Annotated in this window: 15 protein-coding genes; 6 read left to right on the top strand and 9 right to left on the bottom strand. The window is 41.0% G+C overall.

Going from position 1 to position 25990, the window contains the following annotated elements; translation table 11 throughout:
• The first annotated feature begins 34 nt into the window (after positions 1 to 34).
• From BSCG_RS16320 to BSCG_RS16335, 4 genes are all read left to right on the top strand, one after another.
• A complete protein-coding gene (locus BSCG_RS16320; RefSeq protein ID WP_032849478.1) occupies positions 35 to 2869 on the top strand; it encodes a glycoside hydrolase family 78 protein in 2835 nt (944 codons plus the stop codon).
• A gap of 200 nt (positions 2870 to 3069) precedes the next feature.
• Positions 3070 to 4437 carry a glycoside hydrolase family 28 protein gene (locus tag BSCG_RS16325; protein WP_008775768.1) on the top strand — a complete coding sequence of 456 codons (1368 nt, stop codon included), beginning with the start codon at positions 3070 to 3072 and terminating at the stop codon, positions 4435 to 4437.
• An 83-nt stretch (positions 4438 to 4520) separates the two neighbouring features.
• Positions 4521 to 6485, top strand: a complete 1965-nt coding sequence (locus BSCG_RS16330; protein ID WP_032849477.1) for a DUF3826 domain-containing protein — start codon at positions 4521 to 4523, stop codon at positions 6483 to 6485.
• Positions 6486 to 6686: 201 nt separating this feature from the next.
• Complete coding sequence (locus BSCG_RS16335) at positions 6687 to 7478, top strand: patatin-like phospholipase family protein (RefSeq protein ID WP_004306221.1); 792 nt, start codon at positions 6687 to 6689, stop codon at positions 7476 to 7478.
• Between the two features lie 79 nt (positions 7479 to 7557).
• On the opposite strand, the gene BSCG_RS16340 is transcribed toward BSCG_RS16335, so the two are convergent.
• From BSCG_RS16340 to BSCG_RS16360, 5 genes are all read right to left on the bottom strand, one after another.
• A complete protein-coding gene (locus BSCG_RS16340) occupies positions 7558 to 8445 on the bottom strand; it encodes an SDR family NAD(P)-dependent oxidoreductase (protein WP_008775766.1) in 888 nt (295 codons plus the stop codon).
• 113 nt (positions 8446 to 8558) lie between these two features.
• On the bottom strand, positions 8559 to 12419 hold the full coding sequence (locus tag BSCG_RS16345) for a family 78 glycoside hydrolase catalytic domain (protein ID WP_008775764.1): 3861 nt from the start codon (positions 12417 to 12419) through the stop codon (positions 8559 to 8561).
• A 129-nt stretch (positions 12420 to 12548) separates the two neighbouring features.
• Positions 12549 to 14015, bottom strand: coding sequence for a glycoside hydrolase family 140 protein (locus tag BSCG_RS16350; protein ID WP_008775763.1), 1467 nt, complete (start codon positions 14013 to 14015; stop codon positions 12549 to 12551).
• A 20-nt stretch (positions 14016 to 14035) separates the two neighbouring features.
• Positions 14036 to 15238: a glycoside hydrolase family 105 protein gene (locus BSCG_RS16355; RefSeq protein ID WP_008771002.1), complete on the bottom strand. Its 1203-nt coding sequence runs from the start codon at positions 15236 to 15238 to the stop codon at positions 14036 to 14038.
• A gap of 13 nt (positions 15239 to 15251) precedes the next feature.
• Positions 15252 to 17720 carry a glycosyl hydrolase family 95 catalytic domain-containing protein gene (locus BSCG_RS16360; RefSeq protein ID WP_008775762.1) on the bottom strand — a complete coding sequence of 823 codons (2469 nt, stop codon included), beginning with the start codon at positions 17718 to 17720 and terminating at the stop codon, positions 15252 to 15254.
• Between the two features lie 221 nt (positions 17721 to 17941).
• On the opposite strand from BSCG_RS16360, the gene BSCG_RS16365 reads away from it, so the two are divergent.
• Positions 17942 to 18559: a DNA polymerase ligase N-terminal domain-containing protein gene (locus tag BSCG_RS16365; RefSeq protein WP_008775761.1), complete on the top strand. Its 618-nt coding sequence runs from the start codon at positions 17942 to 17944 to the stop codon at positions 18557 to 18559.
• 374 nt (positions 18560 to 18933) lie between these two features.
• Entirely contained in the window at positions 18934 to 20697 is a 1764-nt protein-coding gene (locus BSCG_RS16370; protein ID WP_008640503.1) for a helix-turn-helix domain-containing protein, read from the top strand.
• A gap of 166 nt (positions 20698 to 20863) precedes the next feature.
• Here the strand turns inward: BSCG_RS16370 and BSCG_RS16375 are convergent, their stop codons facing one another.
• The 4 genes from BSCG_RS16375 to BSCG_RS16390 form a co-directional block, all read right to left on the bottom strand.
• Positions 20864 to 22639, bottom strand: coding sequence for a DUF262 domain-containing protein (locus tag BSCG_RS16375; protein ID WP_008775759.1), 1776 nt, complete (start codon positions 22637 to 22639; stop codon positions 20864 to 20866).
• Entirely contained in the window at positions 22623 to 24008 is a 1386-nt protein-coding gene (locus tag BSCG_RS16380; protein ID WP_008775758.1) for a DUF262 domain-containing protein, read from the bottom strand. Before BSCG_RS16380 ends, BSCG_RS16375 begins: the two co-directional genes overlap by 17 nt.
• Positions 24009 to 24010: 2 nt before the next feature.
• Entirely contained in the window at positions 24011 to 24922 is a 912-nt protein-coding gene (locus tag BSCG_RS16385) for a DUF5655 domain-containing protein (protein ID WP_008775757.1), read from the bottom strand.
• A gap of 350 nt (positions 24923 to 25272) precedes the next feature.
• A complete protein-coding gene (locus BSCG_RS16390; protein ID WP_008775756.1) occupies positions 25273 to 25761 on the bottom strand; it encodes a hypothetical protein in 489 nt (162 codons plus the stop codon).
• Positions 25762 to 25990 lie beyond the last annotated feature (229 nt).

Here is a 25990-nt window from a genome sequence, read left to right as displayed (position 1 = left end):
CTCATTTATCGAACAAATAAAAGATACTTGAAAAATGAAATTCAAAAAGATTCTTCTTTCATTGCTAATTTGTTTGTCTTGTTTTGTACAGGCAAAGAATATAACCATCAGTCGTCTTACCTGTGAGATGCAGGAGGGACTGGTAGTGGTCGAAGGTTCACCCCGTTTGGGCTGGGTGATGGAATCGCCGGAAAATGGGACACGACAATCGGCCTATGAGATTGATATTCGGGAAGCTTTTACAGGGCGTTCCGTTTGGAATAGTGGGAAGGTTTATTCTTCGCAGAGCCAGTTAGTTTCTACAAAGGGGGCAGATATACGTCCTGATAACTCATTTAATTATAGTTGGCGCGTTCGTGTTTGGGATGAAACAGATACACCTTCCGAGTGGAGTAGTGAAGCGAAATTCCGGGCAGTACCCGAAAGGTTATCTTCGGGGCAGTGGATTGGAGCTATTACCCGACAAAATGCTCATTTACCGGAAGGGCGTAAGTTCCACGGTGGAGAGCTGAAGAAACCGGAAGTGAAAGCTGCTTGGGAAGCAGTGGACACTTTGGCAAAGAAAAGTATTTGTTTGAGAAGAACATTTCAGGTAGGAGATGCGAAAGAAGGGGGTGCAAACCGTAAACCGGGCAAGAAAATAGTGGAGGCAACCGCATACGTTTGTGGTCTGGGATTCTATGAGTTTTCTTTGAATGGCAAAAAGGTGGGTAACAGTGAGTTTGCCCCATTGTGGAGTGATTATGATAAAACTGTTTACTATAACACATACGATGTGACGGAACAATTGCGGCGTGGTGAAAATGTCGTAGGAATCTTATTGGGGAATGGATTCTATAATGTGCAGGGGGGGCGTTATCGCAAATTACAGATCAGCTTTGGTCCTCCCACACTTTTATTTGAGCTGGTTATTAACTACGAAGATGGAACATGTACGACGGTTCATTCCGATAATAATTGGAAATATGATTTTAGTCCGGTAACCTTCAATTGCATATATGGAGGAGAAGATTATGATGCGCGTCGTGAACAGAAAGGATGGAATCAGATTGGCTTTGATGACAGTCATTGGCGTCCGGTAGTCATACAGGAAGCTCCTAAAGGAATACTTCGTCCACAGATGGCGGCTCCGGTGAAAATCATGGAACGGTATGATATTCAAAAGGTAACCAAACTAAATGCGGACCAAGTTGCATCAGCTTCTGTATCAACTAAGAGAACAGTCGATCCTTCTGCTTTTGTGTTGGATATAGGACAGAATCTGGCTGGCTTTCCGGAAATAACAGTACGTGGCAAACGTGGTCAGAAAGTGACTTTGATTGTAGCCGAAGCATTGACAGAGGAAGGTGCTTGCAATCAGCGTCAGACAGGGCGTCAACACTATTACGAATACACTCTGAAAGGGGAAGGCGATGAAACCTGGCACCCTCGTTTCTCTTATTATGGTTTTAGATATATTCAGGTAGAGGGGGCTGTCTTAAAAGGACAGAAGAATCCGCAGAAATTGCCTGTATTAAAGAATATTCAATCCTGTTTCGTCTATAATTCAGCTAGAAAAGTTTCCACTTTCGAATCATCCAACCGGATATTTAATGCTGCCCATCGATTGATCGAGAAAGCGGTTCGCAGCAATATGCAATCTGTGTTTACGGATTGTCCGCATCGTGAGAAACTTGGGTGGCTGGAACAGGTACATCTGAATGGTCCGGGTTTGTTGTATAACTATGATTTGACAGCATACGCTCCGCAGATTATGCAAAATATGGCAGATGCACAACATTCCAACGGGGCCATGCCGACAACTGCTCCGGAATACGTGATTTTTGAAGGTCCGGGTATGGATGCTTTTGCCGAATCTCCGGAGTGGGGTGGTTCTTTGGTTATTTTCCCTTTTATGTACTATGAGACTTATGGAGACGATTCATTGATTAAGAAATATTATCCGAATATGCGTCGTTACGTGGATTATCTCAAGACTCGTGCAGATAAAGGTATTCTTTCTTTCGGATTGGGAGACTGGTATGATTACGGAGATTTTCGTGCGGGATTCTCACGGAATACACCCGTTCCTTTGGTGGCTACTGCGCATTATTACATGACAGTCATGTATTTGGTACAAGCTGCGAAAATGGTAGGTAATGACTTTGACATTCATTATTACACTTCGTTGGCACAGGATATAATGGTTGCATTTAATAAATGTTTTTTTCATAAAGATACGGCACAATATGGTACAGGAAGCCAATGCAGTAATGCGCTTCCGTTGTTCCTCCAAATGACGCAGGATGCAGATGAACAAGATAACTACCGACCGGATGCAGATTTGAATGAGAAAGTATTCGCGAATCTGATAAAAGATGTGGAAGCACATGGCAACCGTTTGACTACCGGTGATGTGGGAAACCGTTATCTGATTCAGACATTGGCGCGTAATGGAGAACATGAACTTATTTATAAAATGTTCAATCATGAAGAAGCTCCCGGATATGGTTTCCAGTTAAAATTCGGCGCTACAACTTTGACCGAGCAATGGGACCCCCGTCAAGGTTCTTCCTGGAATCACTTTATGATGGGACAGATTGATGAATGGTTCTTTAATTCACTGGTCGGTATTCGTCCTTCTACCACTCTAAAACAAGGTTATCAGAAATTCATCATCGCTCCCCAACCTGTGGGAGATTTGAAATATGTCAAAGCGTCGTATGAAACTTTATACGGTACCATTAATGTGGACTGGACTTGTGAGAATGGGACTTTCACTTTAAACGTGTCTGTTCCGGTGAATACTACCGCTGTTGTTTATCTCCCGGGCGGAAAAGAACCGAAAGAAATACAGAGCGGAACATATCAATTGGTTTGTGCAAAATAAAAGAACCTTTTTGTATATATTTGTAGAATTAAAAAACAATGTATTCGTATAAAAAATCATGCAGCATCTTTATTTTAATCATGTAGCATGTTTGAAAAAAACATCTCAATGATTGTCTTCAAACATTGGGAAGAAAAAAAGATTCTATTAGCATGATTTTTTAGAAGGAAACGATGAAATATACTTTAATAATATCGATTATGAATTTACGAACAACTCTTTTTGTCTTTCTTTGCTTCTGTGCAACCACAGTTCTTCGTGCCGAGCGTGTAGATATGCTGAAGGCCGGTGCAAAAGCAAATGGCAAGACTCTTAATACAAAGCTAATCAATTCAACGATTGACCGTCTGAACCGTGGTGGCGGAGGTACTCTTTTCTTTCCTGCCGGAACTTACCTGACGGGGAGTATCCATCTGAAAAGTAATATTACACTGGAGTTGGAAGCCGGAGCTACCTTGCTCTTTTCCGATAACTTTGATGACTATCTTCCTTTTGTCGAGGTTCGTCATGAAGGAGTGATGATGAAAAGTTTCCAGCCTTTGATTTATGCGGTAGATGCCGAGAATATTACGATCAAAGGAGAAGGAACTTTGGACGGACAAGGAAAGAAATGGTGGATGGAGTTCTTTCGTGTCATGATTGATTTGAAAGACAATGGCATGCGTGATGTGAATAAATATCAGCCAATGTGGGATGCAGCAAATGATACGACAGCAATTTATGCTGAAACGAACAAGGATTATGTAAATACATTGCAACGTCGCTTTTTCCGTCCTCCGTTCATTCAGCCCGTTCGTTGTAAGAAAGTAAAGATTGAAGGAGTGAAAATCATAAATTCTCCCTTCTGGACGGTCAATCCGGAGTTTTGCGACAATGTAACCATAAAGGGGATCACCATAGATAATGCGCCCTCACCAAATACGGACGGAGTGAATCCGGAATCCTGCCGCAACGTACATATCAGCGACTGCCATATATCAGTAGGAGACGATTGCATCACAATCAAGTCGGGAAGAGATGCGCAGGCCCGTCGTTTGGGAGTACCTTGCGAGAATATCACTATCACCAACTGTACCATGCTTTCCGGTCATGGAGGTGTTGTTATCGGCAGCGAGATGAGTGGGAGTGTGCGTAAAGTTACTATTTCCAATTGCGTGTTTGACGGAACAGATCGTGGAATTCGTATTAAGTCAACCCGTGGAAGGGGAGGAGTCGTTGAAGATATTCGTGTCAGCAACGTCGTAATGAGCAACATTAAACAGGAAGCTGTCGTATTGAATTTGAAATACAGTAAAATGCCTGCCGAACCTAAGAGTGAACGCACTCCGATATTCCGTAACGTACATATCAGCGGAATGACTGTGACAAACGTAAAGACTCCGATCAAAATAGTGGGCTTGGAAGAAGCGCCGATATCTGACATCGTTTTGCGTGATATTCATATTCAGGGAGGGAAACAGAAATGTATCTTCGAAAATTGTGAACGTATCACGATGGATGACGTAATCGTCAATGGTGAAGTAATTAAAAGCACACAACAGATACTACAGATTAACACAGATTTTTAATTCGACTAAATTATAAGAATAATAAATCTGTGAAAATCTGTGTAATCTGTGGTGAAAAAACAACTTACATAAATTAAAAATAAATGAAACGAATCCTTTTTACTATGCTTCTTGCCGCATCTCTTTCGGCCGAAGCCCAGACGCAAACATACGAGACAGAATTTGCCCGTCCCTTGAATGAAGTACTGACGGATATACAGAACCGTTTCGGAGTCCGTTTGAAATATGACATTGATACGGTGGGAAAAGTGCTGCCTTATGCCGATTTCCGTATTCGTCCTTATTCCGTGGAAGAATCCTTGACGAATGTATTGGCACCTTTCGATTATAAATTTGTTAAGCAGAAAGGAAATATGTATAAGCTGAAAGCATACGAGTATCCACGTCGTACAGATGCAGACGGAGAGAAGATGCTGGCTTATCTGAATACACTCTATACAGACCAACAGTCCTTTCAACTTCGTGCCGATTCTCTGAAAAAAGAGGTACGTCAGCGTTTAGGTATCGATCCTTTGTTGGCTCAATGTGTCAAATCCAAACCTATTCTTTCAAAGATACGTAAGTTTGATGGCTATACCGTGCAGAATTTCGCGCTTGAAACACTTCCCGGGTTATACGTTTGCGGTTCTATCTATACGCCCCAATCGAAAGGAAAACATGCGTTGATAATCTGCCCTAACGGACATTTTGGTGGCGGACGTTATCGGGAAGACCAACAACAACGTATGGGAACTTTAGCACGTATGGGAGCTGTTTGTGTAGACTATGATTTGTTCGGATGGGGAGAGTCGGCTTTGCAAGTGGGCAGTGCGGCACACCGTAGTAGTGCGGCGCACACTATTCAGGCAATGAACGGCTTACTGATTCTTGACTACATGCTTGCTTCCCGTAAGGACATTGATACCAGCCGTATCGGTACGAATGGCGGTTCGGGTGGAGGTACCCATACTGTATTGTTGAGCGTATTAGATGATCGTTTCACCGCTTCAGCTCCGGTGGTGAGCCTGGCTTCTCACTTCGACGGTGGTTGTCCCTGCGAAAGCGGAATGCCTATTCAACTATCTGCAGGAGGAACCTGTAATGCGGAATTAGCCGCTACTTTTGCTCCTCGTCCACAACTGATCGTATCGGATGGCGGCGACTGGACGGCCAGTGTTCCTACTCTTGAATTTCCTTATCTGCAACGAATTTACGGATTCTACCAGGCAAAAGATAAAGTAACGAATGTACATCTTCCCAAAGAGAAACATGACTTTGGCCCGAATAAGCGGAATGCTGTTTATGACTTCTTCGCAGAAGTATTCAAATTGGATAAAAAGATGTTGGATGAAAGCAAGGTCACCATTGAACCGGAATCCGCTATGTATAGTTTTGGTGAAAAAGGAGCTTTGCTTCCTGAAGGCGCCATCCGTTCTTTTGACAAGGTAGCTGCTTCTTTTGACAAGAAGGCTTTTGCTAATTTAAAATCAGATGCTTCTCTCGAAAAGAAAGCCATCGACTGGGTAGCTTCTTTAGAGTTGAACGATGATAAAAAAGCAGGTTTTGCAGTAACTGCCATTTATAATCATCTTCGTAAAGTGCGTGACTGGCACAATGAGCACCCTTATACAACAATCCCCGAGGGTATCAATCCTCTGACAGGCAAACCGCTTTCCAAGCTCGACCGTGAAATGATTGCAGATTCTGCTATGCCGAAAGAAGTGCATGAAAGGCTAATGAAAGATTTACACAGAGTATTGACGGAAGAACAGATTGAACAAATCCTGGATAAATACACGGTAGGTAAAGTTGCTTTTACCTTGAAAGGTTATCAGGCCATCGTGCCCAATATGACGGAGGAGGAAACGACTTTTGTTCTGGAACAGTTGAAACTGGCTCGCGAACAGGCTATTGACTACAAGAATATGAAGCAGATTTCTGCTATCTTCGAAATTTATAAAACCAAATGCGAACAGTATTTCAATGAGCATGGTCGCAACTGGCGGCAGATGTTCAAAGATTACGTGAATAAGCGAAACGCAGAAAAGAAGGCTCAAGGAAAGAAATAAATGAGGGTAAACCCTTAACCTCCTACATAACCGGAAAATCTCCGGGATAATAGAAGAATATAATAGAGCTATGCTTTGCAACTGACAAAGTATAGCTTTATCATATCTAAAGCTATGCTTTAGTTCCCCTAAAACACTGCTATAATTTATTTCTTCACGATTACTAAACATCTTTTTCGCAGAAAATGTGTTATTTTGTAGATGGCTAACAGAAATGTATATGATATGGATAAGCAAAAAGTAGCATTAGTCCTTTCCATGGGTGGAGCACGTGGAATAGCACATATAGGAGTAATTGAAGAATTACTTCGTCACAACTTTGAGATTACTTCCATTGCAGGAAGTTCCATGGGAGCAATGGTGGGAGCAATGTATGCTTCAGGAAAAATGGAAGAATGTAAAGAATGGCTGTATAGTTGGGACAAACGCAAGATGTGGGAATTGGCGGATCTTACCTTAAGCCGGGATGGATTAGTGAAAGGTGACCGTTTTATTAAAGAACTGAAACAAATTATTCCGGACATGAATATTGAAGACCTGCCTGTCCCTTATGTAGCGATGGCTACGGATATTGTCCGCGATCAGGAAGTCAGGTTTGACAGAGGGAGCTTACATGAAGCTATCCGTGCGTCTATTTCTATCCCTATGCTTTTCCGCCCATTAAGAAAAGACGGTATGGTATTGATTGATGGAGGTATTCTGAATCCTCTTCCATTGAGTCATGTGCAACGCACTGAAGGAGACATTCTGATAGCTGTCGATGTGAATGCACCCATTGATACCGGAAAGAAAAAGAAAGTATCTCCTTATAATCTGTTGACAGAATCTTCCAGGATGATGATGCAGCAAATCACCCGTTATCAGATAGAACGTTGTCAGCCGGATATCTTAATTCAAATTTCCGGCGATACGTATGATATGTTGGAGTTCCATCATGCTGCTTCGATAGTGAAAACTGGAGTGGAAGTTGCTCGAAGAATATTAATGCAATAAATAGTGGATACTATCGTATTTGTTATCGTGCCCAAAAGACCTTAACAAATACGATAGTATTCATTAAAGTGATAGATTTTTATTCAATATAAATCATCTTTTTCGTCATTCCCCCGTCAATAGTGATGTTTTCTCCATTGATGAAATCATTGTTTTCCTCGCAGAGAAACAGGCACATGCGGGCAATATCTTCCAGTTTGCCTACCCGGCGTGAAGGATGTTGTGAATGGTCTTCCGGTTGGAGCTGATCATAATCATGAGTCTGTATCCATCCCGGAGCAATCGAGTTTACTGTGATATTCCATCCAGATAAAGACAAAGCCAATGCATGAGTCAAAGAATAGATACCACCTTTCGAAGCTGCATAACCTTCACTTCCCGGTTCACTCATTAGATAACGTGTAGAGCAGATATTTATAATTCGGCCGTATGGGTTGGGAGAGGGCTGCTTTTTACGATGGATGGCAAGCAGCCGGGAAGTGATGAATACAGGACGCAGGTTAATAGAAAGAATTTTGTCGAAATCCTCTACACTTGTCTCTGTGATAGAAGAAAATTTGCTGATACCGACGTTGTTGACAATAATATCAATATCGTTCCATTCGGCAAGAATGGTTTGCATACAACTTTCAAGTGCGTTTTTATCACTTACGTCGACCTTATGGAACATAGCCCCGGTTGCCTTCGCAGTCTCCTGTCCCGATGTTTCGTTTATATCACAAAAGGCAACTTGATTTCCAGCCAGGCAAAAAGCTTCTACTATTGCTTTGCCTATTCCTTCCGCTCCGCCTGTTATAAATACTCTTCTTTTTGAGTCCTCCGGTTTTGAAACCGTTGAAGTGTGAGACTTCGATTCAGCCGGACGTACTGCTGTTAGTTTCTTCTTACCATATTTTTGTGCTTGTTTCCAAGCAGCTTTTCGGGCTTCGTATTGTTCCTGTTGTCTCTCTATGTAATTATCTGCCATCGTTATTTTTTATTTATTGGCAAATGTAAAGTATAAAATGGATAAATACAAGAATCGACCGCTCTTTTACGGGCAAAGGAGCGGTCGATTTCATTCAGATAATCGTTCAATATTTAAAACTTCGTCGGATCTATCTCTGCATATTTAATTCGTTGACGGCGCCATGTATAAATGGCATGCAGCTTCCCGTCTTTCCCCTGAATAATGCTAGGGTAAGAGTATTGGCTGATCGGACTATCTTCTAATGTAAGAACAGGCTGCCAATTGATACCATCTTCTGAAACGGCCACACAGAGCGGAGTACGCGGACCTTTCGGAGTTCCGGGCAATGTAGAGAAATTATTGTAGATAAGGATATGTCTACCGTCTTTCATTGTCACGGCATCCGTACCGGAATTATTATTCGGGACATCCAGCAACGTAACTTTACTCCATGTGTCACCATTATCACTGCTCCACGCAGTTGCTACCTGTGCGTTACGTGTACGGCAGAGTATCTGTAATCTTCCATCCTTATGCTTCAGAATACTGGGTTGTATTGCATAAATAGGTTTGGTTCCTTCCCCTTTGATCGCTTCTCCGCCTTCCTGATCATCCACATTCACACCTCCCTTTTTACGATTTTGGGTGGGGACAGATAACTCGGCATCCAGTGGTCCGACCATCTTCCAGGTCTTGCCTTTATCATCGGAAATCTCGAAATGGACACGCCATCCGTTACTTCCTTCCGTACTGGAAGGGCAGATGATACGCCCATTGATATATTCCGGTTTATTCTTAATAGGTCCAAGAAAACCTTTTGGAAGCGCTTCGCGTTTGCTCCAGGTTTTTCCTCCGTCGCGTGAACGGACAAGCCATCCTGTCCAGTCGCTCACTTTCAAACCTATTTTATAAAACAGAATCAGGTCACCTCCGGGAATCTGGAAAAGAACCGGGTTCCAGCAAGCTTTTCTGCGGGCAATAAGTGTTCCTTTTGCATCTTTCACCGGGGTACAGGTTGAATCGATTCCGGCTAATACTGCTTGTGGGTCTTTGAGTGAAAACACACCATCGGCAGCAAGTTTGGGGGTGGTCCATTCTTTAGAGCCTTTAGGTTTACGACATACCCAGATGCAACAATCCGGATTGCGCTCTTTGGTTCCTCCGAAGAAAGAGGCTACGAGATCACCATTTTTCAGCTCTACTATCGTAGCTCCGTGACATTCGGGGAAAGAAGCGTTTCCATACAGAAATTCATCAGTCAGAATAGCCGTATTCCGGGTGGGAATGTCTACACTGAAATGATATTTTCCCGAACCGATTTTTTCTTTCCGTCCATCCGGAAGATGTACTTCCCCCGTCGTATTGGCGGGAAGTTCGATATCCCATTCCAAATGTGTGGGAGTCTTTGTCCATCGGCTGGTTATTTTTCCGTAGATACTCATGTACGATGCATCCACGTTACTCAACTCCTGAATTTCAAAAGCCGGCTGGAAGACGATATGCTTGTAACCGGACTTCCAGCGGTCCGCACGGATACCTGCCAAGTTATTGAAGCACCAAGGCAATAAGTCACCTAAAAGCATCACGTGATTACCGCTATTCATTTCAGGATTTGCCGTATCACCGTTCCATAACTCCCAAATAGTGGTAGCACCTTTTTCAACCATATATCCCCAGGAAGGATATGTTTTATTGGTAGCCAGTAGATAAGCTACATTGGCATGACCGCGACGGCTCAATTCACGCAATAGCCATTGTACACCGATTACTCCGGTACTTATATGTCCCTTGTTGGTTGTAATAATGGAAGTTACGGCATTTTTAGCTACTTCATTGATGTAGTTCTTTGGCACTAGACCAAAAGCAAGTGGCAAGATATTGGCAGTAACTGTGTTGTTACCATAGAAAATACTATCCGGATATAAGGTATGTCCCGGTACGGGAGAGGTACCTTCCTTTACGTGAAGAAAACGGGCATTGAATGCGTCTTTCATGCGATGTTCCAAATCTTCCCATTCTTCTGCGTCAGCTTTCAACCCTTGCAAGCTTGCAAAGCGGTGCATCAGTTGTAATACCTTCAGATAATAAGCCGTTGCAATCAAAGCTCCGTCAGTCTTGCGGGAAGGGTCCTTACTATGAATTAACTCCAGTGATTCGGGCGGAACGCACCAGTCACCATATTTATCTTTGGTGATGATAAAATCTTCTGTCATGTAGTATTCCCGGATATGAGATACCCACTTCTTGATAGCCGGATAATTCTCTTCGATCGGACGTTTATCTCCAAAGTTTGTGAAAAGCATGTCGCAGGCCATTGGTAAAGCGGCAGGCCAAGTCACATTGTCCGAGTAGTAGTTCCAGTATGCTGGGGCTACATCAGGAATACAGCCGTCTTCCCGTTGTGCTTCACGGATGTCACGCGTCCATTTGGTATACATGGCGTAATTATCGAAAAGCATGCTTTCTCCCCAACAGCCCATGGTACGGTCACCCAACCATGGTTGGCGTTCATTCCGTTGCGGACAGTCAACCGGCATCCCTTTATAGTTGCTCCGGATTCCCCAAAATGCATTACGGATAATCTTATTCAGAGTTTCGTCAGAACAGTTGAAAGTACCGATATGCTCCATTTCATCTTCTACTACTTCGGCAACGAAATCTTCTGCCTTCGCATTCGGATAACCGCTGACTTCTACATAACGGAATCCATGATAAATAAAACGAGGTGCCCAGGTAGCATCTTTTGTTTCGCGTCCGCTGACAACATATACATCTGTAGAACGGGCATCCCTGAAGTTTCTTGTATAAAGTTCGCCATTGTCTTGCAGACTTTCTGCAAAACGGAGACGGATGCTATCGCCAGCCTGTCCTTTTATCCGGAAACGTACCCAGCCCGCCATATTCTGACCGATATCCAGGATATATTTGTTACCAAGCTTTTTAATAGAAACGGGCTTCAGGGTTTCTGTAACTTTCATGCCCGGCATCATTTGTGCGCGCAATGTTCCTGAAGGAATACTGACACGTTGGGCCGGCATCCAGTTTTTGTCATCATATCCGGTTTGAGTCCAGGCTCCTAGCTCTTTACGGGCATCATATTCTTCGCCATCATATTCATTATTGCTACGGATAGGACCTTCAGTAGTCAATTTCCATGAAGTGTTTGTAGCAATCGTTTCTTTGCTGCCGTCTGCATATTCCACAATCAGATTCAACCGGAGTTTAGGATAACCGAAAGTCGGTATCTTATACGGTTTATAGTTCTGACGCATCGTATAGAAGCGACCATTTCCAAGAGTTACTCCAATAGCATTTTCTGTTTGAAGCAGTGAAGTAACATCGTATGTGTTGTACAGAATTGTTTTCCGGTAGTCGGTAGGAGCAGGTGCCAGTACTTGATTGCCGATGCGTTGTCCGTTGATAAACAACTCGTACAATCCCATTCCGGCGATATGTACTGTGGCACGTTTCACATCTTTCTTTACTGCAAATTCTTTACGGAGATAACGGGCTGCCAAACGGCTCCATTGTGTTTCGCTATCTCCGGGAGCGGCCCTGTCCAAGCCGATCCATTGCCCTTGCCAATCTGCTTCATTAAATAGTCCGGTGGTCCAGAAAGCCGGAGCACTCCAATTTGTTGCACCTTTGTTGGTGTCTATTTTCACTTTCCAATAGTAGGGGGCATTACATTTTAATGTTTTTCCCTGATAAGTGATCCATTGAGAAGCGTCAGATTCAATCTTTCCTGAATCCCAAATATCTCCTTTTCCTTGTTCCAATAGCTCCGGGGAAGATGCGACAAGAATGTGATACGCAGTTTGTATCACATTCTGTTCATCCGATTCGATGCGCCAGCTCAATCGGGGTTGGCGTACATCGATACCTGCCGGATTTTTCAACTGCTCCGTTCGCAGGTCAGTGATACCTATGGCTGCGTATAGTGAACCTGCAAAGAGCAGAAGAAAGAAAAATGATACTATTCTTTTATTCATAAGTATGTTTTCATAATTCGTTTATATAATAAAATTAGGCACGGATTGCACGGATTAACGCTGTTGTTTTACCTATCTGTCATTCTGAAAACCGTAAAATCCGTGTAATCTGTGCCTAATAATACAAAATTATTTAGCCCATTTTTGTTGTGCATTTGGTAATTCTGTCCAGGCCTTCTCCACATAGTTCTTACTACTATCCACTACAATCAGAATATGATCGTTTCCACTGCAATAACCACTGTCGTGCTGGAATTTGTGCACTCCGTTATCAAATTCTCCGATGTATTCCAGTTTACCATCTTTCGTGGTGTACCACCAGGCATTCTTTTTTGCGCCGCTAATCTTGCTGAAATCAACTTCCATCGGACGTCCGGTATAGTTGTATACCATCAGATAATCATTTCCACGTGTAGCGATAGCGCGGTCATAACGTTCTCCATTCTGTCCTGTGATGATAGACTGATCGGGTATGCGTTCAAAGAACGGGAAAGTCAACATCAGGTTTTTCAGATACTTCATCTGATTGTAGCCCGGATCATTCAAAGCATCATACCAAGGCTTCTTTGCACCATAAGCACCACCTACACCCGGTTTGATAAATTGCATGATGGAATTATGACCGTAAGTATGTCCGAAAGAACCTGCAAATACAGACCAATAAGCATAACGACGTACGTCATAATCCTTCCACAACAGTTCGTTTTCATCGTGCAGACCATGAGGTATTTCTTCATAGATCGGTTCACCGTCAATCACAGGCTTCATGGGTTTCATGGCCAGGCTGCGTTCTACAAAACGCCAGTTATCCTCTTCCGTATTTTCTTCGATAGGGTAGTCACCATCTCCGAAACGTTGTCCATAGCGACGATGTCCGCTTTGAAACATGTTGAAATCCAACCAAGGAGCATTATTGAACCAAGTTGCGGAAGTTGTTCTTCCACGTGGATGGAATGTCATCAGGTGATTTTTGTCGATAGCTTTGATAGAGGTTGCCAAAGCTTCCCATTCAGCAGTTTTCACGTCGCCACGGATATCTCCACCAATAAACCAGATAATATTCGGTTCGTCCTTATAACGCTCTGCCAAAAACTTGCCGTATGCTTTTGCCTGTTCTACAGTCATCTCGCCCCGGTTCACCGGGCTTCCCCAAATGCAGACCATGCCGATATATTGTCCCTTCTTTGCTGCTGTACGGATGATGTAATCCATGTGATCCCAATAACCGTATACGCCTTTTTGATTGATGTTTTTGAAGTTGTATCCGTCAATCATCGAATATTGTCCGTAGATATTCATAGACGGAACATTGTTCAACGTTTGAACCTGAATCACGTTGTATCCGCGACGTTTGCATTGTTCCAGGTAATATTCGGCTTCATCCCGGTTCAAGCGTTCGGGCAATAGCCAACCGGTTTCTCCTAACCAAAAGAAAGGAGCACCGTTTTCGTGTTTCAGGTAACGTCCCTCTTCGGAAACTATGAGTTTGCCGTTGTCCCAGGGGATATACGTCTTTTGTGTTTTCTTCTGTGCTGCAGCCGAAGTTGCCATTGTCAATAGCAGCAACAAAAGGGGAATAATCTTGAATTTTCTCATTGTATTTTATCGTTTTTAGTTTATTTTTTAGTCATTTTCTCATACTCAATAGCAGCCAAGATGAATGAACCTACCGATTTCGGATCATTTTCTATAATCGGTTCACTGATATAATACTCAAATGAGCCGTCACGATATCTTTTTGAATCTCCGCCCAATCCTGCAACAGCACAGCAATTGGTAATTGTATAGCTGCCATCCTCTTCCAAACGGGTAAATGTCTTTACCATTCCGTCAAAGGCTTTTTGTGTCGGTTCGATATATTCGTTGCCAATATATCCTTTATTGATAGCTTTGGCAAGCGTATAGATAAACAGGGCAGTGGCAGATGATTCCAAATAATTACCTTCACGTGCTCCCTGATCGGTTACCTGATACCAGGTTCCGGATGAAGGATCTTGGTATTTCACAATCGCTTTTGCCAATCCCTGCAGAATTTGTATAATGCTGTCGCGTCCGGCTGTTTCCTGTGGCAGGAAGTCCAGTACATCTACAATAGCAGCTCCATACCATCCGATACTGCGACTCCAAAAATTAGGAGAGCAACCTGTTTCAGGATTTGACCATTTCTGTTCGCGACTTTCATCCCATCCGTGATAAAAAAGCCCTGTTGCAGGATCATAAGTCTTGCTATTTATCAAAAGAATCTGTTTTGTTGCTTCGTCAAATAAAGCGGGTTCATTAAAAGTAGCCCCATATTGAACCAGATAAGGAGAAGCCATAAAAATTCCGTCCAGCCACATTTGATGAGGATATCTCAATTTATGCCAGAATCCTCCCTCACTGGTACGGGGTTGCTCTGCCATTTGCTTGCGCAAAGTATCCATGGCTATTTTGTAGCGTTCGTCTCCAGTCTGTGCGTAAAGATCGAAAAGAATCTTTCCACCGTTGACATTATCAATATTGAATGAAAGATATTTCATGGTTTTGATATGTCCGTCAGCATCGATCAGACTATCTGCATATATCTTGGCATACTCATAATATACGCTGTCCCCGGTATGTTTCCATTCTTCCAACATGGATTTCACTACTAATCCGTGGGTATATCCCCAGCGTGGTTTTTTAGCTTTTTCAATCATCCAGGGTTCGGGGAAACGTTTCATTTCGGAGCGTGCCATGCGTTCACTCCATTTTTCCGTTTCTGTTTTTTGAGGTGCTGCGCAAGCTAGGAAACAAGCAGTTCCACAGGCGACAATCAGTTTCAATAAGTTTTTGTTCATATCGGTCGAGTTATTATTTTTCAATCAATACATATTCTTTTCCTGCTTTGGTAGGTAGGTCATAGAGGTATGTCTCTGCAATTTCCACTTTGTTCAAGTTGGCCTTTTCGTTAATCAATGGCTCCGGAATGGTGGGGACTGCATAAAGAGGGTTCGGATTTTCACCTTTGGCACGCTTCAAGCCATTCCCGGTTAATGGGTTGAGCGAACGTAAACGACAATTTCCTCCCTTATGAGATTTGACAACCAGCCGGCTGACTTTCCCGTTTTTCCAACTCAAATCAAGTTCGAAACCTCCACGGGCAATGATTCCTTTGATAGAACCTGCTTTCCAAACGGTAGGCAGTGCGGGAAGCAAATATATAAAACCGTCGTAGCTTTGCATCAACATCTCTGCAATGCCTGCGGCACAACCAAAGTTTCCATCAATTTGAAATGGCGGATGCGCATCGAACAGGTTAGGGTAGGTGCCTCCTTTTTTCTTTTCATTGCGTACGAGAGTCAGCTGGTCAGTTATCAGCTTGTAGGCGTGGTCACCATCAAGCAGGCGTGCCCAAAGGCAAACTTTCCATCCCATGCTCCACCCGGTCGACGGGTCGCCACGGTGAATCAGAGAAGTACGTGCTGCATCAAATAATTCAGGAGTACGGTAAGGGGAAATCTGATTGCTGGGGAAGAGTCCGTACAAATGAGAAATGTGACGGTGTACGTCCTTCGGATCATCCCAGTCGAACATCCACTCTTGTAATTGCCCCCAATGTCCCACCTGCATGGGAGCCATTTCTTTGAGATGTTGTGTCAGATGAGAGGCAAACTCCTGATCTGTATCCAGTATTTGAGAAGCAGATATAATTGCTGTCCAAAGATCGAAAATCAATTGGTTGTCCATGGTGCATCCGGCAGCTGTAGTAGCTTTCCCGTTACTTCCCGAATGTACATTCTCCGGTGAATTACTGGGGCAGACTACCAGCCAGTTGTGTACGGGGTCTTTCACCATAATTTCATCAAAGAAACGTCCGGACTCTTTCAGTATCGGATAGACAGAACGCAGGAATTCCACATCTCCGGTGTATAGATAACGCTCCCAAAGATGTCGGCAAAGCCATGCGCCACCACTGGGCCACATACCCGAAGGAGCTTTGTCAACTGCTCCTGTAATACGCCATATATCCGTGTTATGATGCAACACCCATCCGTTGGCTCCATACATAATCTTAGCCGTCTCTTTACCTGTGTCACTCACTTCTTTTATCAGACGGAATAACGGTTCATTCAGTTCACTTAGATTCGTTACTTCCGAAGGCCAGTAATTCATTTCCAAATTGATGTTACAAGTATATTTGCTATCCCAGGAAGGGAATAATTTGTCATTCCAAATTCCTTGTAAATTGGCGGGTTGTCCTCCCGGTTGGGAAGAACAGATCAACAAATAACGTCCGAATTGAAAATAGGTGGCAACCAGATGTGTGTCATTGGTGTTTTTGAAATTCTCCACACGCTTATCGGTGGTTACATTCGCATATTGGTCTCGTCCCAAATCAAGAGAAACGCGTGTCAGATATTGTCGGTAAAAATCAACATGATTCTTCTTCGATTCAATGAACGGATGAACCATTGCTTTCGCCAAATAATTCTTTGCCCGTTCTGTCTGATTACCGGTGATGTCTTGATAGTTGTTGAAATTAGTTGCAATGGATACATAGATAACCGCTTCGTCAGCTCCTTCAACGGAAAGGACACCATCGGCACAAGCTATTTTCCCACCTTTATTTTTAGCAGTCAATCTGCCTTGAAATTCTACTTTCCCTTTGAGCCCCTCATGCAAGGAAGAGACTCCCGAGAGTGTCACACAGTTTCCCTCTTCAGAAGCGATCATAACATCCTGGTGAGGGGAAGTGAGTTGTGCATTGAAAGTAATTTGTCCGGGACGATTGGCGGTCAGTCGTACCATTACTACCTGATCGGTGAATGAGGTGATCGTTTCGCGTTGATACTGCACTCCGTCTACTTCATAACGTACGATTGCACGTGCGGAATCCAGACTTAATTCCCTGTAATAATTGGAATAACGTGTATGACCGGGAAAAGCGATTCGCAGGTCACCAAAACTTTGGTATGGCATTCCTGAATTAGTCTTTGCCATCACCTTCTCTGTGGCCAGTGTCTGTGCTTCAAGATATTTTCCGGCAAAGACCAGCTCACGCACTTTCGGAATATATTCCAGTGCATCCGGATTGGCGTTATTATTGGGACGTCCCGCCCAAATGCTTTCTTCGTTTAGTTGTATTTGTTCTGTGCCTGGTGTTCCATATACCATGGCCCCCAAACGACCATTCCCAAGGGGTAATGCCTCGGTCCATACCTGTGCGGGACAGTCGTACCATAGCTTGTATTCGGGTACAGAAGACTTCTGTTCCTGCGCCTGAATACAACCAACAGACATCGTGACGAACAGATATCCGATTAATCTCTTTTTATTCATTTCCTTCCAATTGCTTTTATACTTTTATAAAAGGACGATTGAAAGGGATTTTTGTACCCACTATGCAGGCAGTAAGAAAGGGAGAAGAATAAAAATAAGTTAGCAAACTTAAATGCAGTTATAAAGCCATTAAAATAGATGAATTTCGACAAACAAACAGATATACTGATTGTTGTCACATTGAATCATTCGTTTTTTTATTCACCTAAAAAATACAGATTATGGCAAAGAATTCTCCCGATGAAGGAAAAAACATCAAAATGGTAGAAAAGCAGGCGGTTGAAGCCTCTATGATCAACCTCAAAGAGTACCGGGCAAAAAGGCAATTCGGTAAAACACCGGAACCGATGGCGAATACGGTGGAAACTCCCAATCGAATGCCTGTTTTTGTTGTTCAGAAGCATGATGCCAGTCATTTTCATTTCGATTTTCGTTTGGAAGTGGATGGAGTATTAAAAAGTTGGGTGGTGCCTAAAGGACCTTCCATGAATCCAAAAGATAAGAGGTTGGCCATAGAAGTAGAAGACCACCCCTTGAGTTATGCGCACTTTGAAGGAGTTATACCGGAAGGTAACTATGGAGCAGGTACGGTGGAAATATGGGATAGTGGAACCTATGCTTACGTTGGTAATAATCGTAACATTTCCGCTGCCATTAAAAATGGAATACTTGAATTCAAGTTACACGGGCATAAACTCAAAGGGCTATTTGTCCTTATACATACCAATATGGATGATCAGGATAAAGACTGGCTGTTGATAAAGAAAGACGATGTATTTGCGGCCACTCACGTTTACGATGCAAAGATTATTCCGTCTTATGATGAGGTATTCCTGTAAACTATGATCTGACAGTACTTATCAGAAGTCTATTATTTTCAAATTATATACGTGGCTTTATAATTCTACTTATTTCATTATTCTAATGATTAAGTGGAACTATATGCTCGTGTGGTTGTATTGTTTTGCGATAAAATATTTTACAATTACTGTGTTTTGCCAAATGAAATGATGATTTTAGAATCTATCCCTTGATATTTCGGTAACAAACGATATTGTTACCACTTTTGATAGAAAACACCCATTGTTTTTGTTAGAATCCACCTCATATGTGGACGTTGAAAACTTTATACTTGTGCCGGATTTAGACACGTTAAAAGATCATCAAACGTGTTTTGATGAAAATGTAAGTATTAATCAAATCCTATATAAGTATGAATGATTGTTACCTGAGTTTATTATTAAACTTTCGCGCTTTACTTTCTATAGATAGTGGAGCCAATTTAGTAAACAGTAAACAAGCTATTGGCGTAATTTTGCCTGATTTATCATTGCTTGGTTATGCAGTTCCTGTAGAGAGTTTCGGCATTGGGCTATTTATTGTTTTGTTTGCGTATCTTGCGGTAGAGTATAATGTCCAGTTGTTGTCACATGAAAAACTTAAGATAGCCATGAACATGCTCCATACTACGCATACCCCGTTGATACTGTTACGAAATCAATTGGAAGAACTTAAAACCGGTAATCTTCCCGAATCGTTTTCCCAACAGGTAGAAGAGGCATTGGGATATACCGAATGCATTATATATTGCAATCAGAATATTGTAACCCTCAATAAGGTAAACAAAAAAATACTTCCTAAGACATCAACAGTAAATTTGGAACTCTCTTCTTATATTACTTCTATTGTTAATCAATGTCGTCCCTATGCTGATTCGCGCCGTATACAACTGACTGTCAGCGAATGTTCGGATTGCGTCAGTTGCAGGATCAATGAGAACATAATGACGGCAGCGCTTCAACATCTTATAAGCAAACTAATTTTGGGTTCCGATTTAGGTTGTTGCATATCAATCAATATAACACATACAACAGATTCCTGGCAGTTGCAGATTACTAATTGTGAGATAGCAGACAAAAGAGTAGGGAAAATGTTTCCTTTTATTCCGGTCATATTTCCTATATATGGGTATAGTGATTTGTGGACTGTAAGAAAAATCATTCGCCTGCATGGTGGAAAAATAAACGGATATAGACATGGCAAATCATTTGCTTTCCAAATTGTCATTCCAACAGATTGTCATTGCCGGAATCAGGAATGTTCGGCTATCAAACATTCTTCAACAAATACGAAGAATAAGGCTAAAAAATCTTCTGAAAGTGATAAAGATGATACCCCGAATGCTAAAACAAAAGATACATCCCATATCTTATTGGTAATGGCGGACGGGGCATTCAGGAATTATTTAAGGAAAGCTTTATCGCGGTATTTTCAGATTTCAGTTTTGAAAGATCCTGATTTGCTGAAGGATACAGTAGTCCGCCAAAATCCTGATGCTATCATTATTGACGATAATGTAAACGGAACAAATGGAGATGCACTTAGTTTCCGGATCAAAACAGATAAAATGATAGGGTATATACCGGTTGTTCTTTTGATAAGGGCCTTTGATAACGAAAGTTATTTGTCTCATTTAGGAAGTGGGGCGGATCGTCTGGAATTACGAACAGAAAGCATTTGCAGGCTAAGGGCAAACATACGTATGCTTGTAGAAAACCGCATGGTCTTGCGTGAACGGGTCAAATTGTTTTTGTCGGATGCTGTTTTTCCAATGGTCCCCACCAAAGAAGAAATGGAAACAGAAAATACGGATCAGATATTTATGGATAAAGTCAATAAAATCCTGGAAAAGAACCTCTCTACTGATAAATATACAATAGATAAATTAAGTATCGATATAGGAATGAGCCGTACTGCTTTTTATAGCAGGATACGAGAGATAACCGGGAATCCTCCGGAAAATTATATCTATTCGTTCAAAATGGACAGGGCGCTTAAACTGCTAGCCTCCCAACAGTACACTGTTTCGGAAATTGCAGGAATGCTGGGATATTGTGATGCTAAATATTTTGGAAAGAAGTTCAAAGACTTCTATCATGTATGTCCTACGGATTACATTAAAAGTATTATAGGGTAAAAGAATATATAGTACATATTTTCAGTTTAAATGATATAAACTAAAATATGTACTATATTCATTGTAAATATTAGATAGAGAAGAACATATAGCTTTGCTAATTAAAGGAAACCTATCAAGTATTTGAACTTAGACTAAAATAATGTGTTATATAACAATATACGATTCAATCTGATATATAGAAAGACCGTTCTAAAAATTCAATCATTTCATTTTCGTGTTCTTTAGCCAATTTCATTGTCCAATTTTGATAGTTAAAGTCAGCGAGTTTACACATTAAAAACATCTTAATGCTTTGCAGTGATTTGTTGCTGATTTGCTCATGGATTCGGGCAAACTTTATTTGTATATGGTCATTACTTTGTTGTGAATTGAAACTTTGAGAAATCATGGCAAGATTGCCAAATGAATGTACAGCTTCTTCCTCCCATTCTTCATTGTGCGATTCGTCTTGAGGATGCAGATGTTCAATAGAACGATTTCTCCGAAACACATAGTGCTCTACAATCTTCTGTTCTTCTTCATTGAAGAAAGTGCTGCGTTGTTCCCAAAGGTAATAGTCTAAACGCCAAAACCAGTACCTAATGTTACCGGATGCTTTATATGAAAGATCTTTTCTGGCAGGTAATATGCTGTGACGTTCATTATCTTCTTTTTTAAGGAATGCGAGCATCTCTGCACAGGAGTGGAGTTCATCTTGCTCTAATTTTCTCAAATAAGGTTTGAGCCAATTGTAGAAAGCCTCCGTTGAAACGTAAAGCATCGATTGGTATTGCTTTAATTTATCACTATCATCCTTTGGACCTTTCAGGATTAAACTGTAATTACCTTGCCCATCCTTGATATCTCTTCTAATCGTATAATAATCAAGCAGTAGTCGGTAATAAAGCATTTTCTCGTAAAATTCCCCTGCAGTGAAGTACGTTTTCAGAGCATCAAACTTCTCTATCAGTTTATCCGGCTGATAATGACTGGCTGGTTGCTCACCGCCAGTACATACATCAAGTACCAAAAGAAGAAACTCCGGAAATGATATAATACTGTTTTCGCCATCTTCATAGCTATTCTGTTTAAACTCTATTTTTTCAGGTTGGATCACATCTATAGAATACTCCTCCTCGTCATCGAGAGACGTATATCTGCACTTTTCTAAAACTTCATGAAATCGTTTCTGACGGCAGAGACTTATAGCTTCTTCATAAAATTGACGGTAACAAGCCTCGTCCTGGTCTTCTTCCTTCGCAATGATAGGATGATCCATCATGGAGGTCAGATTCCAAATATGCGTCAAGTAATCCTGTTCTTTTTCTCCCCGCATCAGTTGCACTTTAAGAATCTCATGCTGTTCTAGTCCTTTTCCTTGTGCATTCATTGCTTCAAAATATTTATTCAGCGAAGTGGTATCTGCAAGATAGCTTGATGGCAAGTAAGAAAAGAAAAATGTCAATCGTGTGAAAACTTGTTGCACAAACTCAATCCGTTCCTCCTGAGTATTAAAATTGGATTCTAAGAAACCAGTTATAGCGGCGAGTCCCTCTTCCATATTCTTATTGACATACGTTTTAGTCGGATAACCATTGATCTTGCTCTTTATATATGCCTTATCATCGCTTCTCGCTATGAAATTAAGGCGATTACCATCCATTAAGAAACCGGACCATTTATCATCATATTCCTTAAAAATGATGGCAAAAAGAGTCATGACAGTAAATCGTTGCTGACCGTCAATTAAGTCATAATGATTTTTCATATCAATACAAGTAAGCATACCGAGATAATATGGTTCATCGGCAGGCATCTTTGCAAAATGCTCCTTAAGATCAAAAAGAAGTTTGGTAACCTCTTTCTTTTTCCACGCAAATAAACGTTGGTAAAGCGGGATCGAAAACTTAAACTGGCTTGTAGCAATAAGTTCCGGCGTATATTTATTCTCCATATTCATTGTTTCTCTTTTCGATTATTGTTTTATCCGAAAAATCATTCAGCTCACAGAAGATACGTCTTAAACATCTATAGAATCGCTCTTTGATGTTACCTTCTTGCTCCAATCCACTAATCCTGATATAAGGAATGGCCTCGGCAAGAAAGAATGTGGGTGAAGATGCCTGATCTATCATCATTATAATTTCTGAATCTTTTGCGAATTCACGAATCTTATAAAAGATAGCGCGCGTGGCACTATATCTATGCTGCGCCATGATTCCGGCAATACAGAACAACGCTTCAGATAAATATTGATGTCCGAATTTTATAAAATAACCGAACATGAGGCTTTCTATAATATCAGCATATTTCCAATGAGACTCCCATTGAAGATGATTCCTTAGTAGCTGTATTTGTTTGGTACGGATAAACTCCTTGTATTTATCTACAAAAATAGAAGTGTATGCGAAGAAATGTGAACCACCTTGGATTTTCTCATAGAAATAGAATTTCTCTCCAAAAGCAGGAATACTGGACATAACGCGGGCAGCCGAAAACTCTTCCTTTACCTTTCGTGGCTGAAATTCCTCCACATTATGTTTTCGCATCCATTTTCTTAATCTGAAAAGATGTACTCCCAAAGTATGGGTAAGATAAGAATCTCCATTGTTGTCATATTCTAATGAGAGATCATTCCACCGCATAGCAAGGTGTTCTGCCTGATCCTCAATGTTTAGATAGCGTAGATGGTGCGCTTTTAGCAAATCATAGTCTGAAAGCGATACACCCTTTGAATTCTGATTTGAGAAGAATGTATATGCCAGATCAAGATTGCTGTCATTAAGAATAAGTACAGAGAAAATCAAGTGATGGGACAGACGTTCCAACATGGCTATGTCTGTATTCCTCTGATTGAGAATTCTAATCAGTGCTTTGTTATTGGCTACATGGAGACGCGCATCTTTTGATATGAATTTTTGTTTAAGCAAAGGCATCTGCCCTGTATATCCTAATTCGCGCATAATAAGCGTTAAAGTGACAAGGCGTTGTTGTCCATCAATTATGTTGTAAAGAGTGCAATCATTCACAGTTCTTCTTTGTAATATGATAGAACCTAAATGATAGTCACTGTTGTGAGGCATTTCAAGTAAATTATCCCAAAAGTCTGTAACATTTTTATCTTCCCAGCAATAGGTTCGCTGATAATCGGGAATAACCAAATTGGAAGAAAATAAATCTTGCAAATTTTTTGTTTCCAAAACGACCTTTTCTTGAGAATTGGTAAGTTCTTTAAACTCTAATTCCCGTGTATATGGGCTGGAAATCTCATTCTTTTTGTGAAGATTGAATTTATCAATACAATCTTTTGTGTTACAATAATTAGCCATATTTATTTAATCGCTTGCTTCACAAGGCTCATGATATATTCTAAATATTTAGTATCCGAGATCTTGAGTTCATAATCTCCATTACCAAAATGTCCGACAGTTGAAATATCCCTTGTTAATTGCTTACTATCTTCTAAATGTCCTTTAGCTACATTTATAGTAAGCTTTATTCCATTTTTCTGGATTTCAAGTGCACAAATGTGGCTGTTGGCTTTTTTGAATGAAATATACCACTTTTGTGGTTTAACTTCAATTTCTGTATTCAAATTAAGAATTGCATTCTTATAACTCTCGTATAATTCTACTACATCGTCAGATTTTCCTTTTAATAAATTTTCCTCCGAATACTCTTTAATTTTCTCTGTTACTTCTTTAAATTCCGGACTATTCTGCATCACAGTTTTAATACTTGCCGATGCGTGACTTTTACGAATAGGGGTGATGAATACACTATCATTCTCATAGCGCTTCACTTCCCATAACTCAATGGATAAATCTTTGAAGTTGACGGCCTCTCGTTGGTTAGGCGTGAATCCTTGTGAAACAAAAACGACTTTTGTCTGCGACCAGTCCACATCATTCCGTTTCAAGTTCCCTGCTTGTGTTTCATTATATTCCAGAATAAAATCAGCCTGATTTTGCAGCATTAGGCTTAGGTAAGTAAACCCTTGATCTATGACACTAGAGTTTCTTTCCCTTTTATATTCAATGATAACAAAAGCCTTCGATTGAGGATCAAAGGCAAGCGTATCAATACGGCGGTCTTTAATCGTAAATTCGGACTTTATCATTTCAAGTCCCATGATTTCGGACATATTAGTTTCAAACATACGTTGAATATCTCTTTCCAATTTAAAAGGTTTTTCCTTTATTTCAGAAAAGACGCCTGAAGTATTATATTTGTAAAGTGCCATAATTTTATTTTGAATTGTTTATTGCTGTAAAGGTAAGAATTCTTTTGATATTACTATTTCATTCTTCACTACTTTCTTCTATTATACGTATTGTTATAGCATTAATCATATTGATTATAATTTTACCCGTATCTAATATATGATACAATATTTAAAATCATAATAAAATGTGATTTAGGCTTTCTGCTTTGGGAAAATATATTTTTGCTGTAAAATCGCAATATAGTGTGAATATTGATAATCAAATAGACTCATTGCGGGATAGTATTTCGTTTGTGTATCCAATTGTTGAAGCATTTTCAATAGCTACATAAAAGGTGTCTCATTTTATGTGACACCCTATAAAAAAATCACCTATTTTTCTCCTCCTTCATCATCTTCCTCCACCTCTGAAACGCCCTCATCAAACTTTCTTCTTCCACTAACCCTACCATATTATAATGTTCGACAAAAGTTTCCATTGATTTTTTGAACATGATGCCGTGGCAGTATTTATTTTCCAGTAGAAATTCATAAAGTTCGGCCCTCATTTCTACTTCCATTGCTTTTTCAATGATAAGTGCACTGTTATGACCTATATAATTATATACATTTGGATTTTTGCCGTTTCTGGGATGGGGGAGGGTGAAGGTAATATTTCCGGTTTCGTGCCATGAGGCGTTGGGAGGGTGGGGAATGGATAGCTGGTGGAGAAAGTGGTAGATGGGCTGGGTGTCGAGAAGATGGATCGCGGAAAGTGAGGAAGAAGAGCGGTCTGGAGGTACGTCGAGGTGATTTTTGTAGCGCATGTACATGTAAGCCGCTAGATAGGGCTTGATCTGAAAAGTAACTGTAACCATTGTTTTTAGATTTGATTTGTAAAATATTTATCAGTGGAGTACCGTGTTTGATATTGGTATCCGTTTTCTTTTGTTGAAAATTTTACTTAAAAAGAAAGGCCGGGAGGACGCTTTTGTAATGCTTTGCTTTTCAGATAGTTACATAAGTGGATTTTGGTTTTAAACCAACGGGTCGTTCCTTTAAAAGGAACGACCCGTTGCACACCGAGAAACACCTCGTTGGTTTTAA

The organism is Bacteroides sp. 2_2_4 (assembly GCF_000157055.1).
Classification (GTDB): Bacteria; Bacteroidota; Bacteroidia; order Bacteroidales; family Bacteroidaceae; genus Bacteroides; species Bacteroides ovatus.
The sequence above is the reverse complement of the archived record's forward strand: the minus strand, read 5'-3'. Positions and strand labels throughout refer to the sequence as shown.

What these genes read in the sequence shown, in the direction of transcription:
- BSCG_RS16320 (WP_032849478.1), top strand. Translation starts at nt 35, where the DNA reads ATGAAATTCAAAAAGATTCTTCTTTCATTGCTAATTTGTTTGTCTTGT.
- BSCG_RS16325 (WP_008775768.1), top strand. Translation starts at nt 3,070, where the DNA reads ATGAATTTACGAACAACTCTTTTTGTCTTTCTTTGCTTCTGTGCAACC.
- BSCG_RS16330 (WP_032849477.1), top strand. Translation starts at nt 4,521, where the DNA reads ATGAAACGAATCCTTTTTACTATGCTTCTTGCCGCATCTCTTTCGGCC.
- BSCG_RS16335 (WP_004306221.1), top strand. Translation starts at nt 6,687, where the DNA reads ATGGCTAACAGAAATGTATATGATATGGATAAGCAAAAAGTAGCATTA.
- BSCG_RS16340 (WP_008775766.1), bottom strand. Translation starts at nt 8,445, where the DNA reads ATGGCAGATAATTACATAGAGAGACAACAGGAACAATACGAAGCCCGA.
- BSCG_RS16345 (WP_008775764.1), bottom strand. Translation starts at nt 12,419, where the DNA reads ATGAATAAAAGAATAGTATCATTTTTCTTTCTTCTGCTCTTTGCAGGT.
- BSCG_RS16350 (WP_008775763.1), bottom strand. Translation starts at nt 14,015, where the DNA reads ATGAGAAAATTCAAGATTATTCCCCTTTTGTTGCTGCTATTGACAATG.
- BSCG_RS16355 (WP_008771002.1), bottom strand. Translation starts at nt 15,238, where the DNA reads ATGAACAAAAACTTATTGAAACTGATTGTCGCCTGTGGAACTGCTTGT.
- BSCG_RS16360 (WP_008775762.1), bottom strand. Translation starts at nt 17,720, where the DNA reads ATGAATAAAAAGAGATTAATCGGATATCTGTTCGTCACGATGTCTGTT.
- BSCG_RS16365 (WP_008775761.1), top strand. Translation starts at nt 17,942, where the DNA reads ATGGCAAAGAATTCTCCCGATGAAGGAAAAAACATCAAAATGGTAGAA.
- BSCG_RS16370 (WP_008640503.1), top strand. Translation starts at nt 18,934, where the DNA reads ATGAATGATTGTTACCTGAGTTTATTATTAAACTTTCGCGCTTTACTT.
- BSCG_RS16375 (WP_008775759.1), bottom strand. Translation starts at nt 22,639, where the DNA reads ATGAATATGGAGAATAAATATACGCCGGAACTTATTGCTACAAGCCAG.
- BSCG_RS16380 (WP_008775758.1), bottom strand. Translation starts at nt 24,008, where the DNA reads ATGGCTAATTATTGTAACACAAAAGATTGTATTGATAAATTCAATCTT.
- BSCG_RS16385 (WP_008775757.1), bottom strand. Translation starts at nt 24,922, where the DNA reads ATGGCACTTTACAAATATAATACTTCAGGCGTCTTTTCTGAAATAAAG.
- BSCG_RS16390 (WP_008775756.1), bottom strand. Translation starts at nt 25,761, where the DNA reads ATGGTTACAGTTACTTTTCAGATCAAGCCCTATCTAGCGGCTTACATG.